This is a genomic window from Chryseobacterium oncorhynchi (assembly GCF_002899895.1).
In the GTDB taxonomy this organism is placed as follows: domain Bacteria; phylum Bacteroidota; class Bacteroidia; order Flavobacteriales; family Weeksellaceae; genus Chryseobacterium; species Chryseobacterium oncorhynchi.
This window is the reverse complement of record NZ_PPEI02000011.1, coordinates 1-17254: the sequence shown is the minus strand read 5'-3', so window position 1 is coordinate 17254 and position 17254 is coordinate 1. Positions and strand designations below refer to the sequence as shown.

Below are 17254 nucleotides of genomic sequence, written 5' to 3'. Positions count from 1 at the left end.
ATTTAAAATTACTTACTTATGGAAGAAAAGCAACCAATGGTCGATTGGTATAAAGCAATTCAAGAAATTGATTTAGTAGATTTTTTTAGATATCGTATGCCTAACTTTTTCTATGATAATAAAAGAAAAGCATTTGTAGACAATAGTGATTCTACTTTAAGATCAGATAAGTTTGAATTTTTTAAAGGAAAAGACGGAAACCAAAATTACATTTCCAGGGCAACAGGGAATGCCGGGAATCTTATACATTTTATTAAGAATCATGTAGTTCAGAATGAACCTAATGTGTGGAAAGCAGTAAACAAAGAACTTGTAAACTATAATAGCAATCTTGCTATTATCAAACAGGAAATAAAGGAAAGGGAAAATATTCAAAATTTTAATCGGGATGCTTCAAAAGAATTGTTTTCAAATTCAATGACAGAGGATTTTTTATTAAAAGGAGAGTTCCTGCCATTGCATTCTCATCAGCGTAATTACATGACTGAATTTCGTCAGTTATCTAATGAAACTATAGACCATCCACTTTTTAAAGGAATAGTTAAAAGCTATAAGGATGAAAAAGAAAATTTTTTTACAATAGCTTATGAAATAAAAGACATCAATAATAAAGTTGTTGGGGTTCAAAAAACAAATACAAATCCTGCTTATGACAACTTTAATAGTAAAAGATTTGCCAGAGGTAGTCAGAATGATGTAGGATTTGTATTTTCTAATCCTATTGAAGTAGATAAAGATCTGCAGGTAAATTCTAAACAAGGAGGGAGAAATTTAATAATAACAGAATCACTATGGGATGCAATGAGCCATTTCGAAGTTAATCAACCTCAAAACTCAGAATATTTAAGCACGAATGGAGAGCTATCAGAGAACAAAGCTTTTAAATTAAAACAGTTTTTTGATTTGCGTGCTTTTGAAAAAATAACATTATCTACTGATAATGATATAAGAGGATGTTTTTTTGATACAATTATTATTTCTAAAATGGTTCCAGAAATAAAAATTAACTATAAGGATAAAGATTTTCTCTCTATTTCATTAACAATTAATGATAAAGAAAATTTTGTTAAAGCTGAAAAACTATCAACAAAGTTTAGAGAGATTGATAAAAAGACACTTGAATTTTTAAATGGAGTGTTACCAAGGAATATGGCGGTGGATATTATTAATCAGGAAAAGGCTATTTCTTACTTGAAAAAAAATTCAAAGTCAGAAATTGAATTCATAGTTCCTAATACTAAAGAGTATTTAGAAACGTTCAATAATATGTCCCTGCAGATCTTTCCGGGAATAAACAAAAAAATCACAATTCATAAATCAAATTCAAAAGATTGGAATGAAGATCTAAAATTAAGAAAACAAGAAAATTTAGATTTACAACAGGAACTTCCCAAGAAGAAAGGTTTAAAAATATAACATAATGAATCAAGAAATGATTGATGTAGATGGTGTATTTATAAGTAAAGAATACACAGATAATCCAACGGTAATGGAAACCATCATTCCCAACCGGAAAAAATTACCATATTATAAAGCATTGCAAAGGTATCTAAGAGAAGAATTATTAGAAGAACATCCAGAGCTTGAAAGTGAATACATTCGCAAAATTGAAATCCTTGGATTAGAAGATCAAATAATTACTGAAGCCTTTCTTTATATCATTGAGTACAGTAAAGATTTACTTCAAAATTCAGATGTAAAAACTCATGAACTTCCAGAACTGGAACTTCAAAAAGGGTTTGAATTCTTAAAAGATCAATTTGTAAATTAGTTTTGTCTCTCTTTATTAATATGCATTTATGAATGATAATGTTAAAAACCTTTCAGATTTTCAAAGGTTTAGAAATAATTTAGCTGCATTAAAGTTAATTGCACTTTCCCCAGAAAAAGAATTAAACTATACTGAATTGTCAAATCTGTTTACCGGATTTGGCAATTTCCCTTATTTTACAATGCCTATTGAAGATATTCTATCTGAAAAATTTGATAGCAAATCCACAAAAAAGTATTTTGATGAGATAAGAATTCTTATAAAAGAAATGAATGATGCAGGGGTTAATAACAACAATTTAAAATCAGTATTTCAAAAAATTGCAAGAAGTGCTTTATACGCCTATTACACCGATAAAAGATATGTAGATGTAATCACTAAAGAACTTCTACTTCAGAAGATTGACCAAATAAATAATAGCAGCTCAAAGGATCCTTTTATGATATTAGATCCAAGTGCCGGGACAGGGGTTTTTGTAAAAAGTCTTATTGATAATATACGATCTTTAAAGGATCAAGGTATAATAAATTCAACAGCATCATTTAGAATTTTTGCTATTGAGCCTGAGAATATTTCTTATCGTATTCTGAGTAGTTTAAAAAATGAGATTAATGAAAACGATTCTATCACTTTCTCAGCACATTGTAATAAATATGAAAATTTTCAAGTAACTCCTGATCGGAAATTTGATATCATAACAAGTAATATTCCTTTTGGTAGTACGAAAATACATGATGATTTGGTTAAAAAGAATTTTGAACTCGGTAAGGTTCCGAATATTCATAGTTATTTTTTTTTAAAATCATCACTTCTTTTAAAGAATGATGGAGATATTGGATTTATAACGAGTAGCAATTATCTTGATGCTCCAGGAACTGAAATAGATCGTGCTTTATTTTTTCAAAATAATAATACAATAAAAAATCTGGTTAGACTTCCAAAAGAGACCTTTTTAGGCACTGAAGTTCAGACAGACTATTTACATACTCATAAAAAGAGTTTAGTAACTGAGCTTGATGTAAATGCGTTAAATCAAATAATTTCCAGCATATCTTTGTCTGCAGAAGAACTATTTATTTCTCCAGAGAATAACCCTAATAAAAATAAAGAGCAAAATTATAATATAAATTCATTTGTTTATCAAAGACAGGAAAAAATATTAATTGGAGAACTTCAGACTAATTTCATGCATAATGGATATACATTAAGTAGTAGTCAGAAAAATGAAAGTGTAAGGTTTGAGGCATTTAGAAATTTAATTTCTAACTCTGAAATTGATAATCACATAGAGCAAAGTGCAAGTCTTCTAAAATTAGCAGACAATGAAAAATTAAAGAATGTTGTTTTTTCAAATAATGACCTTTATAGAACAAAAAATTTTCAGGAGAATTTTCAAAAAGAAAAGAAATATTCCTTTACTAATAGCACTCTTTTGGAACCAATCACAGTTAATGAGATTGAGACTATTACAAAAGAAATTAAAGATAAGAAAGTATCAAAAACTAAATATAAAGAGCAGAATCCTGCTCAAGGAATTCAACTGTCGTTATTTGATTTTGAGAATGAAATTAACCATTATGAAAAGACCATTAATAAGGCAATTGATACCATCATAGAAATTCCTGCCGAAGAAGAAATAAAGGAGAAGAAAATATTAAATAAGGATTTAGAGAATCAAAATATTTATCATTATTCTGGTGCTTATGTTGTTCTTGAAAATGAAATGTACATTCTGAATATAAAAGAAGCGGATTCATACATTGCCATTCCAATACTCAATGCTGCAGAGAAAGATAAAGCTCTAATACATTTAAAAAATGATTATCTACTATTTCAGCACGCTTTAAAAGAGGATTCAGCAGACCTTGTTGAAAAACATAAAAACCTGATAAATGCATATGAAATATATACAAAGGAGTATGGATCAATAAATGATTCATTATTGTTTTTCAAAGACGATATTTATTCATCTGAATTTGCTGGTCTGGAAATTAGAAATGAACTTGGAAAGTATTTAGCTTCTGATCTTATCAGTAATGAAAATTATTTTACTGATAATAAAAAAGAAATTACCACACCGGAGCAGGCTCTTATAAAATCTCTTCAAAAAAATAATGGGCAGGTAAAGATACAGTATATCTGTAAGCTTCTAAATGAGACAGACGAAGACAAAAAAGTAGAAATAGCCAGAAAATTGGTAGATTCTGGTAAAATTTATAATGACTATTCGATTAAAGATGATGCTGTTAAATATAAATTTTCAACCAAGGAAGAGTTTTTGTCAGGTAATATTCCATTAAAAATACAGATACTAGAGCATGTATTACTGAACGAAAAAAGTTTTGATTATGTTTCAGATACAAGGCTTCGACAAGATCTTGCATTATTAAAGCAGCATGATATAAGTATAACAAATTTTGATGATCTTACGATTAATATTAATGCTGAATGGTTACCAAAAAAATACTTAGAAACTTTTCTTCAGAATAAATTTGAATATCATAATGAAGATTTTTTTGAGTTTACTAAGCTCAATGGATTTTTAATTTCCAAAAAGTCTTTCAAAGAGTGTTATGGTCTAAATTCTTTATCTGTACAAGGAGTTAATAAGACTATTTCAGGAGGTGAAATTTTAAAGGATATCATTAATGATAAATCTTTCAATTTTACGACTAAAGTAAAGTCAGGAGATAAAGAATATTATGTAAAGGATATCAAAGCAAATAAAGAAGCTGAGATGAAATCAAAGCTTCTAAAAAAAGAATGGAAAACATTTATCAATACTTTATCTCCGGAACAACATCAAGAAATTTTAAATACTTATAATGATACTTTCTGTACAAATGTTCCTAAAGTATTTAATGGATCTTATCTTGATTTTACAGATGTGAATGGAATTGATGATGCCCATCAACATCAGAAAGATGCTGTTTCAATGATTTTGCAGAATGATGGAGGGGTTGTAGATCATATTGTAGGAGCAGGAAAATCGCTTGTCATGTTTAGTGCTACGATGAAGATGAAAGATTCCGGATTAAAACAGAAACCTATGTTAGCAGTGACAAGAGCTACTGCAGAACAGATCTATAAAGAGTTTAAATTTCATTATCCGGATTCTAAAATATTCTTTGATACTTCCGAGCTTGATGAAAATACTAAACTTTCATCTGAAGAAAAAAGAAAGCAGAAATATGCCATGATAGCAAATAATGATTGGGATTGTGTAATTATGACTCATGAAGAAATTGCTAAAATACCAATACCTTTAGATATTCAAATTGAATACATTGAAGAATATTTAGAGGATTTAAGAGATAATATTTATTATAAAAAGTCATTAAAGGAAGAGGGGGTTAATGTTGGTGATCTTAAAAGGTTAGAAAAGCAACTAGAAAATGAAGAAGCTAAATTAGAAAGAATGTTTGATGTTCTTAATGGCAATAAAGACAACACTATTTATGATTTTAATTCTTTGGGGGTTGATCATATTTTAATTGATGAAGCTCACAAATTTAAGAATATGCCGTTTACAACAATTCATAGCGGTATTGCTGGATTAAGTACACAGGCTTCAGAGAGAGCTAAACATTATGCTATGTTGACAAGATCTTTAAGAAAAAAGTATGATCTTGTTGATAAAGGAATCACTGTTCTATCCGGAACATTTATTTCTAACTCTATGGCAGAGATCTATAATCTGATGAACTGGATTAAGCCTGCAAGATTAAAAGAACTCAATATTAACACATTTGACAGATTTGCAAAGAACTTCTTTGTAAAAGAAGTACAACAGGAACTATCTGTCGGAAATGCAATTAAAGAAAAGGAAAGATTCAGATATATTGTAAATGTTCCGGAGCTAAAGTCATTATATTTAGAAATGGCCCATGTAGTTAATGAAAGTAACTTTACCGTAGAAACACCAAATGTAAAAACTGAAATGGTAATTGCTGAAGCAAACATTCAGCAAGAGAAATTTAATGATCTTCTGGTTGATTTTATTGATGGAAATATTGAGACTGCAGATGAGTTTGAAAGTATAATTCAAAAATCATTTGATGATAAACAAAAGCAGGCAAGTTCCTTAATTGTTTCAAATCTCTCCCAGAAAAATGGTATCGATCCCAGGTTAGTTAATGCAGAGTATTTTATTGAGCCTGCAGCTGGAAAACTTCAATTATGTGCTGAGAACATAAATGAGATGTATAAAAAAACTGATGATTTAAAGGGAGTTCAATTGGTTTTTTGTGATCTGGGGATTCCCAATTCTAAAAATAAAGATCAATTCAATGTGTATGATGGATTGAGGGATATTTTAGTGGAGAAATATAATATCCCTAAACATGAAATTCAATTTGCCCATGACTGGAGAGCTGCATCCGGCACAAAGAGAGACAAGGCATTAAGAAGAGAGTTCCAGGATAAAGTGAACAGTGGGGAATTTAGAATTGCAATAGGATCTACCGATACACTTGGAACAGGTTGTAATGTTCAGGAAAAATGTATTGCAGAACATGATCTTGACATTCCGTGGACACCTAGTAAATCAGCTCAAAGACTAGGCAGAATGAAAAGACAAGGGAATAAAATTGCTAAAGAATTTGATAATACAGTTTTTAATTATAAATATCTTGCAAAAAAGTCACTAGACGCCTTTAGATCTCAGGCTAATGAAACTAAAGACAGATTTTTAAGTGTTTTTAAAAAGATTGGTGCAAATACTCCTAGAATCCTGGATGAGGGTGAGATTGATGGGGATGGAAATGGAACTAATTTTTCATTAATGAAAGCATACATACTGGATAATCCCCAGATGTTGGAAATTGCCAAATTAGAGCAGAAGTTAGAAAACCTTTATAACAACAAAGAAGCCATAGAGAACGAGGGAATCAAATTAAATCGTAATTACAATTTTTATAAAGAAACAATTGAAAAAGAATCAGCTCAATTAATAATTTATAAAGATGTAATGGATAAGTTTACTACCGTATTTGCAGAAACAGATCCTGAAACGTTTAAGAATCATCCCGAAATATTCTTATTTGATAAAAAAGAACTTATCAGTGGAGTTCAAGACTTTAAAATTATTGGAAAAGAGCTTAGAGAGAAATATGAAAAATTTTTAACAGCAACCAAAGGAAATTTTTTTAGAGAATTAGAACCCTATAAAACAGTTTTATCCGGAGAAATTGCATATCAGATTCCATTATGTAAAATAGATCAGTTTAATCTTAATCTTATTTTTACAAAAATTAGCTATGATTTAGGAAAGGCTCAATCAAAAATCATAATTGAAAATGATTTTAATTCTTTAAAGATGCAGAAAAGAATGGATGTTATACCTAAAGATCCTTTGGAAGCAAGCACAATTATTTATAATGAAATCTCAAAGAGAATTCCTCGACTAATTGATAATTGTGAAGATGATATCAAACATTCAAATGAGAAATTTCAATATTATAGTAATCTTAAAAATGAATATCAAAAATTTGATGGTAATGAGGAGATTGAGCTAGTTACTAAAAAAATTATTGAACTCAAGCAAGAAATTGAGAATGAAAGACAGAGTAAAAAAATAAGGAATAGACCCAAAATTTAAATTTGTTTAAGATCTACATATTGTAGATCTTTTTTTATATTTTAAAAATTAAATACAATAAAAAACCCTACCAATGGTAGGGTCTTATATTAAAAAAATTTATTTAAAAATTTTTCGAAAAGATCTGTTCAGATTGTAGAAATCCTGCCATTAGGCTGTTCAGATTTTATTTATCCTGTCTTTTCTGAAGCAAATTTATGTATTAAAATTTTAATACACAAATTTAATATGTTAATTTATCTATTGTACTTAACTGTTTTACAACCAGTCTATTTAAATTTATACTAGTATTAGTAAAAGAAATACAATACTGTCCATCTGTTAGAAAAAAATCTGTAGTTTTCATTGCAGTAATTGTAGTAATTTCATATTTCCCATATTCTAAAAAATGAATTTCAATTACAAAATTTAAAGGAACTTCCGAATTTCTATAATCCTTAATTACAATTCTATGGTTTGTTTTTGATCTAGGATTTACTTTATTTGGGAAATTGATAAAATTTGAAATTCTATTTGACAAGTAGAAATGAAATATATACTTTATACTTTCTATTATTAAAGCCTGAATCTTTTCTTGTTCAATACCCTCTCTAATTCCAGATTCATCACCATAATTTAAGCGATCTTCATAATGTTTATCTATCCAAATTTCGAACTCAAAATCATTAAATTTATGTATAAGTTTTGCATTTTTAGAAGCGGTATTGGGCTTAAATTCTTCCAACTTTTGACCATTAGCAGATGATTCAGGTTCTGTTTTTTTTGATTTTGTATCTATGTGTTTTCTTTTTGTCATTGTTTTTAATAATCTGCAATTTTAGTGAAATTATTTGATTCTATGTCTCATGGGGTTTATACTAAGATATAATCCATCGAACAGCACTAAGGGGAATCCTTTTCCGGAAGATGGCCAGCTCACCCATTTTGAAACCACCGGAGCGCTTCCGGATCCACAACAAGACAGGAAGAGCTGCAGGGAAATTTTTAGCCAGGATATCAGCTGCCGGATTCCGGAATTCTACTCGCTTTTTTTAACCAGGAACAGCACCGGGGGAATCCTTTTCCGGAAGATGGCCAGCTCACCCATTTTAGAACCACCGGAGCGCTTCCGGATCTACACGAATACCGGAAGAGCTGCAGGGAAATTTTAGCCAGGATATCAGCTGCCGGATTCCGTAATTCCACTCGCCTATTTAACCAGGAACAGCACCGGGGGAATCCTTTTCCGGAAGATGGCCAGCTCACTCATTTTGGAACCACCGGTGCAATATCTTTTCCTGAGCTATACAAAACAGCCTTTTTATATAAAATCTCATTAATTTTGTATAATGAATTTAAAAGCAACAGAAAATGGAAAATTAGAAATTTTCAAATTCTCCAATACTCAACCTATTATTCTTCTGCCCTTTAATGAACCATTAAAAGCAGGAGGTTATCAAAGTTTTTCTAGTCCTGCAGAAGATTTTCCAGACATGGATCTTTTTCAATTTCTGATTAGAGATATTGATGTTACTGTTCCTGCAAGGATTCAGGGGGATTGCTTATCAGATATTGGAGTGTACGATAAAGATTGGGCGATTATTGAAAAAGGAATTGAACCTAACCCTTTAGATTTAGTTGCTGTATATATTGATGGTGAACATTACATAAAGAGATTTAAACCAAAATATGGAGATAATAACCGTCTTGAATCTTTAAAGTTCCAAACAGCTAATAAAGATTATCCGGATTTTGATATTAATGAAGATACTGAATTCGTATTATGGGGTGTAATTATAGGAATAGTTAGAAAATATAGATAATGATAGCCTTAGTTGATGCAAATAATTTTTATGCAAGTTGCGAGGGGTTTTACAATGTAAAATACAGGGGAAAGCCATTGGTTGTATTGTCAAATAATGATGGTTGTGTTGTAGCAAGAAGCCAGGAAGCAAAAAAACTTGGTATTCAGATGAGTGAACCAAAGTTCAAAATTATACATTTTGTAAAATCTCATGGTTTAATAATTTGTTCCGGCAATTTTCAACTTTATGGCGAATTGAGTAATAGAATGAAGTCTATCATAAATAGATATTGTGATCAGACTGAAAATTATTCCGTGGATGAAAATTTTTTATTTCTTGATGGATATTCTGACATTGAAAACAAAATGTTGGAAATGAGAGATAAGATCTTTAGAGGGTTAGATTTGCCTACTTCTATTGGAATTGCTCCTACAAAAACATTGGCTAAAGTAGCCAATAAAATTGTTAAAAAATATTCAGAGGATCTTGGCCATGTATATACCATAGATTCACAAGATAAAATAGAAAAAGCTCTTAAATGGTTACCAATCGGAGATGTTTGGGGAATAGGTAGAAAATATGAGCAAAGGTTTCTTAATCATGGAATTAAGAAAGCTATAGATTTTGTACATCTTCCGGATCAATTTTTAAAAAAAGAAATGGGAATTTTTGGAATTCGTATGAAGAATGAATTACTTGGAAATAAGCAATACGATATATCCTTTAAAGAACCAAACAAACAGATTGCTACAACCAGGACTTTTGATATTGCTACGGATGATTATCAATTTATTGAAGAAAGAATAGTAACATTTTCTTCCGAATGTTCTAAAAAGTTGAGACGTCAAAATAGTTGCTGCCGTCATGTAACCGTTTATTTAGCAACTAATTTTTTCAGACCAGATCTACCACAAAGAAGTAGCTCATTTACTATAACTCTCCCCAATCCATACAATTCCTCAATTGAGATCAGTAAGTACGCTAAAATTGCTCTAAATAAAATTTATATAAAAGGATTCGAATATAAAAAGGCAGGTGTAATCTTAAACACTTTTGTACCTGAAAGTGAACGAATAATTAGTCTTTATGATACGGATCTATTCCCAAAACATAAACTTGTAATGGATGCTGTGGATAGTATTAATAATAAGTTCGGTGTTCCAAAAGTGAAACTTGCAGGAATGAATCTCGAAAAAACTTGGATCATGAAGCAGGAGTATCTTACTACAAATGATTACCTAATTTTAAAAGCATAATTGATCAGAAATTAAGATATCATTTTATTTTTCATTAGGTATATATATATATCTAATTTTTGTATATATTTGTAAAACTAAATTACTAAATATGATACATCTACCAATTTACATTGCATGTGCTATTAGTGGTACTCTTGCTTTCTATGCTATTAATTCAAAGAAGTTTAGATTCTCCACAATTACAATTTGCATTTTCACATTGCTAGCGACAGGATATATTTTATCTGGATTTATAAAATATAATGTAAGGTTCTCCAACATTTTTAATGATAAGGATAGCATTTTTATCCTACTAGGACTTATTCTAATGTGGTTGCTTTCACTTGGTTTAATTATTAAGGATATGTTTTCTTCAAATAGAATGTTTATCCTGGGTAAAGCCGGAACTGGAAATAATTATCAAATAATCGGAGATTTTGAAAAAAAGTATAATCTTTCTTCTTTATCAATAAAAGAACGAAATGTATTACTTCATGAGATTATAGAGGGGTCAATCTATTCAAGAGAAGATAAAATCTTAGCACAATTTTTACTTAATAATAACCAATTGTGATGGAAAAAATAATTTCAAATTTAAAGAAATGCTCTTTTAATGGTCAGAGTTATTTCAAAGAAACAGATAGTATGGATCGCATTGTTTATTTTCAGGAAAATAGGTCTAATGACATAGAGCTGATTCGAGACCAAATAGACTGCTATTTATCTAATATTAATGATGCTTTTATTGATAGTTTAGTAAAGAGCAATCTAAATTTATGTAATCATTATTATTTTATTAGTAATGAACTTATTGCAAGAAATAAAATCTCAATTTTTACTAAAAAGGAATTTGGAAAACTGATAGATATTTCAATGTTATATATTAACGATTCCAGGGAATTAATTTTTAAGACAGTTGATATACCTGAAGTAATCGCTTTTATCAAAAACATTTTCAAGGTAAATGAATTCTATATATTAACAAAAGAAAATAGAACAGCTGCATTAGCAAATAGACTACGAAATAAATTTACAATTTAAATTATGAGTGATTCAAAAGAATACATTAGAGGATCAAAAAAATCTAATGAAAAAAAGAATATCCTATTTAAACTTTTCTCAAAGCAAATAGATTTTATGACGATCTATATTGATTATAAAAGAGAACAGGGATATCACAAATTAGCATATACAAGAACTGATATTATGGATGAAGCATTAACAGACTTTATTCAAAAGAGGGAAACAGATTTTCTACAAAATGCTTCCCCTGGATTAATAAAAAAAGCAGAAAAATTACAAATTTTTAATTCAAAAGAATCTAATGATGAAAAATAGTTCAATTTTTAATACAATAAAGAAGTATGCAGTTAAATATAGTACAATATCAGTATCTAACCATTTACTTGTATCATTGTCACTTATTTTAATCACCAATTACATTATTGTTAATTTAAATCTATCTGTATATATTTTGTTAGCTACTTTAGTAGTTATTTTTTTCCTTTCTATGATTAGAGGAAACTTAAAATATTATGATATTCATCTTAATAACAATGGCCAGATAACAACTTATGAAAATGTAAAGTATAAGTATTTAAAGAAAAAAGATCATTTAATAATTTTCCATGCTGATGGAACAAAAACTCTGGTAAAACAAGGTAATTATTCAATCACGGAAAGAGAAATTAATCTTTCATAAGATTTTGTAATTCTTTAATCTTTTCCTTAATTAAGAGATGTTTTTGTTCAAGAAGATTATACCTTTCTATTTCCAGATCTTTAGAAATGTATTTTGAAACTAAAAGATTATCTTCCACAAAAAGCCAAGCAGGATTAATATCATGAACAACTTGATAATATTTTACAATATGAATAAAAGTTTCTGTTTGAGAAGAAAGACGTCTCTCAATATTGCTATAGTTATCTGTTTTTAATGGATTATTGCTTTTATTTATTAAATGAATTTTATTAACCGCAATAAAATCATTGAAGTTGTCCACAAACTCTTGTTGCGTTAGACCTAATTCTTTTCTTAACGATATTAACCTTTTGAATACAATATTATTTAATAAATCACTCATGAAACAAAAATATGAAATTATGAAGAAAAAGCTTGTTAATGCAGTGCTAATTTTATTTACTTTTTCTCCTTTATTCTTATCCTCGCAAGAAAATTCTAAAGTATATGAGGAAGACAAGGAAGTGTATTTAAAAGTAGATGAGAAATGGATAAAGTCTCTTGAGCAATATGATAATGGAAAAGTAGAAGACTTGGAGGATAGAAATCTTTCCCTAGATACTTATAGGGGACGATTTTCATTGCTAGATGTAAATACCAATTTAAATATTGATTATAATGACATTACATATTCCTATGTAAAAAAATATCTCTCATACAAGTGGTATCATAGAATCATTGGATTATCTACATATTATTTTCCATTGTTTGAAGCAGGTTTAGAAAAATATGGACTTCCAAAAGAAATTAAATATTTAGCAGTTGTTGAAAGTGCATTAAATCCTCGTGCCGGTTCTTGGGCAGGCGCAAAAGGATTATGGCAGTTTATGCCTGCTACTGGGCGACAATATGGATTATATGATAACAAATATTATAGTGGGTTTTATGATCCTGTAAAAAATACTGATGCAGCAGCTCGATATTTACGAGATCTTTATAATGAGTTTAAGGACTGGAACCTTGCTATCTCAGCATACAATTGTGGTTCTGGCAATGTTAGAAAAGCTATTCGAAGTGCAGGATCTAAAAGCTATTGGAAAGTACGCCCCTTTCTTCCTGCAGAGACAAGAGCCTATGTTCCAAGCTTTATCGCTGTAAACTATATTTTCAATTTTTATAGACAGCATAATATTAAGCCAATGTATTTTAAATATAATTTTTATGATATTAAAATGATTTCAAATAATAACCCTACAAGTTTTAAAGGGCTTAATTCAGATACAGCATTCCTCAGATTTGCAAATCCGCAGTTCATAACAGATTATATACCAAGTAAATCAATTATATACACAAAATAGAATGAAAGACAAAGATTATATTAATAAGATCCGCTTATTAGGAACAGAAAATAAAGAGCAAAAAACAATAGATATTATCTCAAATGTAGGGAGTGAAAATGAGAAATATGAGAATATTATATCTACTGAAGAGGGGGAGATATATTTAATTGATGATCAAAAAAGCTTTTCTATAGCAAAAAATTTCAATAGAGATATTACCAGCATTGATGAAATTAATGTAACAAATGAATTGGTTGATCTTATTATAGGAAAGACAGAAAGAAAAAGATCTTCTAAAGTTAGTCTAACCGATATGCCAATTGCTGCCATTAATATATTATTTAAGTCCATTGCCTTAGTAAAGAGTAGTCAATTTAATTCTAAAAAACGTCCTCAGCAGTTGGAACTTTTTGAGGAAGAATTCAAAAAGAAAGAAAATGTGAGAATATCGATTGCAATTGACATTAAAGACATTTCTTCACAAACAACAGCGGATGGGAAAATAAAAGGTAGAAGTAATAAAGTTAGAGAAGCTGTTGATTTTTTATATAATAATCTTAATGTATGGGTTGTAGGGAAAAATGCAGAGGGAAAAACGAAAGAAACTAAACTATCCTATATCGAGTCTCCATCTTTTGATCGTAAAAAACTATACTTTGAAATGAATCCTTTTTGGTATGAAAAACTTGTAAACCTAAATGTTTATAACTCGGTTCTTCTTCAATTACCAAAATTATTAGGAAATCCTCGTCATGTTCTTTTCTCTCTTTATTTGGAGAGATTTGACTGTAATGAATGGATCCCTTGGAATTATAAAAATATAAATGAGCTATTTGACTTAAATTATAAAAATGCTAATGATTTGGCAAAAGGATTTATGAGAGAGGTTCGGTCAAAACTTGATAAGAATTCATTGAAAAGTTTTCAGTATATGGTAAATGGTGATATTATTTCGGTAATGGCATACGAGATGAAAACAATTGTCAATAATAATAATGTTAAATTAAAGAGTGAAACACTAGAAAAGTTAGAGAATAATCACTTTGCCAATTATATTGGTAGAAGACATGGGTTGAGTGATGAAAAGAGACAAAGTATATTAGATATTATAAAAACTTCTGTATCAGATAAGAAATTACTTAAGGAGGGATATACAAAGTTTAAAAAATTTTGTAGATCTAAAGAGATTAAAAAATCAATACTTTCATATCAGGGAGATGATTTTATAAATAAGTGGAATACTTTCATCCATGAAGAATATAAAAGTGATGAACGTTATAAAAAATTTCCAAATGGTGCTCCAAGAATTTAATTTCTCATTTTCACTCCCTAAATTAATAGTTTATGAAACCAATATCAAAATATTATAAGAACGCAGCTCCTATTAAATTTCAAAATGTAGATAATGCCTTGTTCCTGGATATACTATCTAGTAATTTTATAACAGAATTAATGGATAAGTTATCTGAGCACTCTATATATTATCGTTATTCCAACCACAAATCGGATAAAACGATCTTTAGTAACCATTATGCTAATAGTAAAGATATTTTCTTAAAATTTTATTTTTTGAAAGATAGCATAGCAAAAACAAAAACCTTAATTAATACACTGAAGCAAGGGTTTAAAGATTTAGGATTACAAATTTCTAATGTAGGTGGGAAAGCTCATGATATTGGAAGCTATTTAACTATATATTATTATAAAGAATCCAATAAAGTAGTCATTACATTTGGTGGTTTGTATCTGAATCTTTATAGCTTTTTAATTGCAGAGGGTAAAACAAATTTTACTTTTTCAATAAAGGATGAAAATTCAATAAAAATGAACCGTTATAATAGTTGGACTTCCTTAACTATGAACACTTTCTTTAGTTTCCTACAAAATGAAAAGGTTGGTAATTTAAGTCATACTCTTTCAAAAGAATTTTTGCTAAAATTCTTTAAAATGAATAATAACAATGAATACTTTACCAAAGAATTTAATTTTGATATTATAGATAAAGGAATTTACTTACCTAAAATTTCACTGAAAGAGTTCAGGACTATTTCTAATAAAAAAAGTTTATTAAAAAGAATATTTAATGTAGAATCTTTACCAAAACAATTCTTAAAATTTGATATTTGTGAAATTTATTTTTTTTATAAGAATCTAAAATTGTCAGATATTAATGATTGGCCGAAACTGATAAGTTTCTATAACAGCCTAGAAAGTAAAAAAGAACTTTATATATATGAGAGTGAACATTCTAGTTTAAAACTTGAATATGATTTTGAGCTTTTGAAACAATACTATCATTATACTTTCATTCAAAACAATGAAAGCTATTTAAAAGCAAATTCTAAGAATGAAAATATTCTTATAAAAGATTATTTAAACTTATGTAAATTGTTATCTATAAATGTTAATCTACGTATGACATCATTTAAAAAGTTGAAACAGGAACATGATAGATTAGCGTTAGAACTTATCGAAAGAGATATAGAGAAAAGGGATATTAGAATAAAGGAGGAATATAAAAAACTTGATTTTATATCCTTAATTAAAACAACCGAAGATCTAGTACTTGAATCTAAAAGACAACATCATTGTGTAGCTTCTTACTTACAAAGTATAGAGAATGGTTTTTGTGCTATTTATACTGATCTTTATTCAAGTAAAAGGTATACCATAGAAATTTCTTATAGTTCAACAAAACAAGTATATATTTTAAACCAGTGTAAGGGTGTTTTCAATTCAGAACCTCCCGTAGAATATTTAAAAATGCTAAGAGATAAATTAAAGCTAGTTAATAAAGAAATTGCTGATAAGAATGTATCTGAACATAAGATAGATAAAGTTAAAAAAAATCTGAATTTGAATTCCATTCCTCAATCTGGATTTCGAATTGCATAATTCTTAAAAGTATCTTTTAGTCAGGATATCAATCTTTCCGGAGGATGGCCAGCTCACCCATTTTAGAACCACCGGAGCGCTTCCGGATCTACAACAACACCGGAAGATCTGCAGGAGAAATTTTAACCAGGATATCAGCTGCCGGGTTCCGTAAATCCACTCCCATTTTTTAACCAGGAACAGCACCGGGGGAATCTCTTTCCGGAGGATGGCCAGCTCACCCATTTTGGAACCACCGGAGCGCTTCCGGAACAACAAGAACACTGGAAGATCTGCAGGGGAAATTTTAGCCAGGATATCAGCTGCCGGATTCCGTAATTCTACTCTCCTTTTTTAACCAGGAACAGTACCGGGGGAATCTCTTTCCGGAGGATGGCCAGCTCACCCATTTTGGAACCACCGGAGCGCTTCCGGAACAACAAGAACACTGGAAGATCTGCAGGGGAAATTTTAGCCAGGATATCAGCTGCCGGATTCCGTAATTCTACTCTCCTTTTTTAACCAGGAACAGTACCGGGGGAATCTCTTTCCGGAGGATGGCCAGCTCACCCATTTTGGAACCACCGGAGCGCTTCCGGAACAACAAGAACACTGGAAGATCTGCAGGGGAAATTTTAGCCAGGATATCAGCTGCCGGATTCCGTAATTCTACTCTCCTTTTTTAACCAGGAACAGTACCGGGGGAATCTCTTTCCGGAGGATGGCCAGCTCACCCATTTTGGAACCACCGGAGCGCTTCCGGAACAACAAGAACACTGGAAGATCTGCAGGGGAAATTTTAGCCAGGATATCAGCTGCCGGATTCCGTAATTCTACTCTGGCTTCAAACCAAAAATGGGACAAAATGTTTGTTTCAGATTATAATTAATTGATTTTAAATGAGTTAATTTTAACCATATTAAAAGATGGTTTGTCTAGGTTAATTATAAAATCGTATTCTCCATGC

The 17254-nt window shown here is 29.7% G+C and carries 14 protein-coding genes; 12 read left to right on the top strand and 2 right to left on the bottom strand.

Features of this window, described 5'->3' with window-relative positions:
• Positions 1 to 18: 18 nt before the first annotated feature.
• The 3 genes from C1638_RS21400 to C1638_RS21390 are packed head-to-tail and all read left to right on the top strand — an operon-like array spanning position 19 to position 7370.
• Positions 19 to 1416, top strand: a complete 1398-nt coding sequence (locus tag C1638_RS21400; RefSeq protein WP_109623970.1) for a toprim domain-containing protein — start codon at positions 19 to 21, stop codon at positions 1414 to 1416.
• A gap of 4 nt (positions 1417 to 1420) precedes the next feature.
• Complete coding sequence (locus C1638_RS21395) at positions 1421 to 1771, top strand: hypothetical protein (RefSeq protein ID WP_109623969.1); 351 nt, start codon at positions 1421 to 1423, stop codon at positions 1769 to 1771.
• A 28-nt stretch (positions 1772 to 1799) separates the two neighbouring features.
• The gene (locus C1638_RS21390; protein ID WP_109623968.1) at positions 1800 to 7370 is read left to right on the top strand and encodes a helicase-like domain-containing protein; all 5571 of its coding nucleotides are present in this window, start codon (positions 1800 to 1802) and stop codon (positions 7368 to 7370) included.
• 223 nt (positions 7371 to 7593) lie between these two features.
• On the opposite strand, the gene C1638_RS21385 is transcribed toward C1638_RS21390, so the two are convergent.
• Positions 7594 to 8166: a hypothetical protein gene (locus C1638_RS21385; protein ID WP_109623967.1), complete on the bottom strand. Its 573-nt coding sequence runs from the start codon at positions 8164 to 8166 to the stop codon at positions 7594 to 7596.
• Positions 8167 to 8698: 532 nt separating this feature from the next.
• On the opposite strand from C1638_RS21385, the gene C1638_RS21375 reads away from it, so the two are divergent.
• The 6 genes from C1638_RS21375 to C1638_RS21350 all read left to right on the top strand — a co-directional run bounded on the left by C1638_RS21375 (position 8699) and on the right by C1638_RS21350 (position 12094).
• Positions 8699 to 9172, top strand: coding sequence for a LexA family protein (locus tag C1638_RS21375; RefSeq protein ID WP_109623965.1), 474 nt, complete (start codon positions 8699 to 8701; stop codon positions 9170 to 9172).
• Complete coding sequence (locus tag C1638_RS21370; RefSeq protein ID WP_109623964.1) at positions 9172 to 10410, top strand: Y-family DNA polymerase; 1239 nt, start codon at positions 9172 to 9174, stop codon at positions 10408 to 10410. Before C1638_RS21375 ends, C1638_RS21370 begins: the two co-directional genes overlap by 1 nt.
• Positions 10411 to 10501: 91 nt before the next feature.
• The gene (locus C1638_RS21365) at positions 10502 to 10966 is read left to right on the top strand and encodes a hypothetical protein (protein WP_109623963.1); all 465 of its coding nucleotides are present in this window, start codon (positions 10502 to 10504) and stop codon (positions 10964 to 10966) included.
• The gene (locus C1638_RS21360) at positions 10966 to 11433 is read left to right on the top strand and encodes a hypothetical protein (RefSeq protein ID WP_109623962.1); all 468 of its coding nucleotides are present in this window, start codon (positions 10966 to 10968) and stop codon (positions 11431 to 11433) included. The genes C1638_RS21365 and C1638_RS21360 overlap by 1 nt, the downstream gene beginning before the upstream one ends.
• Before the next feature lie 3 nt (positions 11434 to 11436).
• Complete coding sequence (locus C1638_RS21355; protein WP_109623961.1) at positions 11437 to 11730, top strand: hypothetical protein; 294 nt, start codon at positions 11437 to 11439, stop codon at positions 11728 to 11730.
• Positions 11720 to 12094 carry a hypothetical protein gene (locus C1638_RS21350; protein WP_109623960.1) on the top strand — a complete coding sequence of 125 codons (375 nt, stop codon included), beginning with the start codon at positions 11720 to 11722 and terminating at the stop codon, positions 12092 to 12094. The genes C1638_RS21355 and C1638_RS21350 overlap by 11 nt, the downstream gene beginning before the upstream one ends.
• Here C1638_RS21350 and C1638_RS21345 read toward each other — a convergent pair.
• Positions 12081 to 12476 carry a hypothetical protein gene (locus C1638_RS21345; RefSeq protein WP_109623959.1) on the bottom strand — a complete coding sequence of 132 codons (396 nt, stop codon included), beginning with the start codon at positions 12474 to 12476 and terminating at the stop codon, positions 12081 to 12083. The genes C1638_RS21350 and C1638_RS21345 overlap by 14 nt on opposite strands.
• A gap of 19 nt (positions 12477 to 12495) precedes the next feature.
• On the opposite strand from C1638_RS21345, the gene C1638_RS21340 reads away from it, so the two are divergent.
• The 3 genes from C1638_RS21340 to C1638_RS21330 are packed head-to-tail and all read left to right on the top strand — an operon-like array spanning position 12496 to position 16308.
• Positions 12496 to 13431, top strand: coding sequence for a lytic transglycosylase domain-containing protein (locus C1638_RS21340; protein ID WP_228428251.1), 936 nt, complete (start codon positions 12496 to 12498; stop codon positions 13429 to 13431).
• 1 nt (position 13432) lies between these two features.
• A complete protein-coding gene (locus tag C1638_RS21335) occupies positions 13433 to 14725 on the top strand; it encodes a hypothetical protein (RefSeq protein WP_109623957.1) in 1293 nt (430 codons plus the stop codon).
• A 32-nt stretch (positions 14726 to 14757) separates the two neighbouring features.
• On the top strand, positions 14758 to 16308 hold the full coding sequence (locus C1638_RS21330) for a PcfJ domain-containing protein (RefSeq protein ID WP_109623956.1): 1551 nt from the start codon (positions 14758 to 14760) through the stop codon (positions 16306 to 16308).
• Positions 16309 to 17254: the final 946 nt, after the last annotated feature.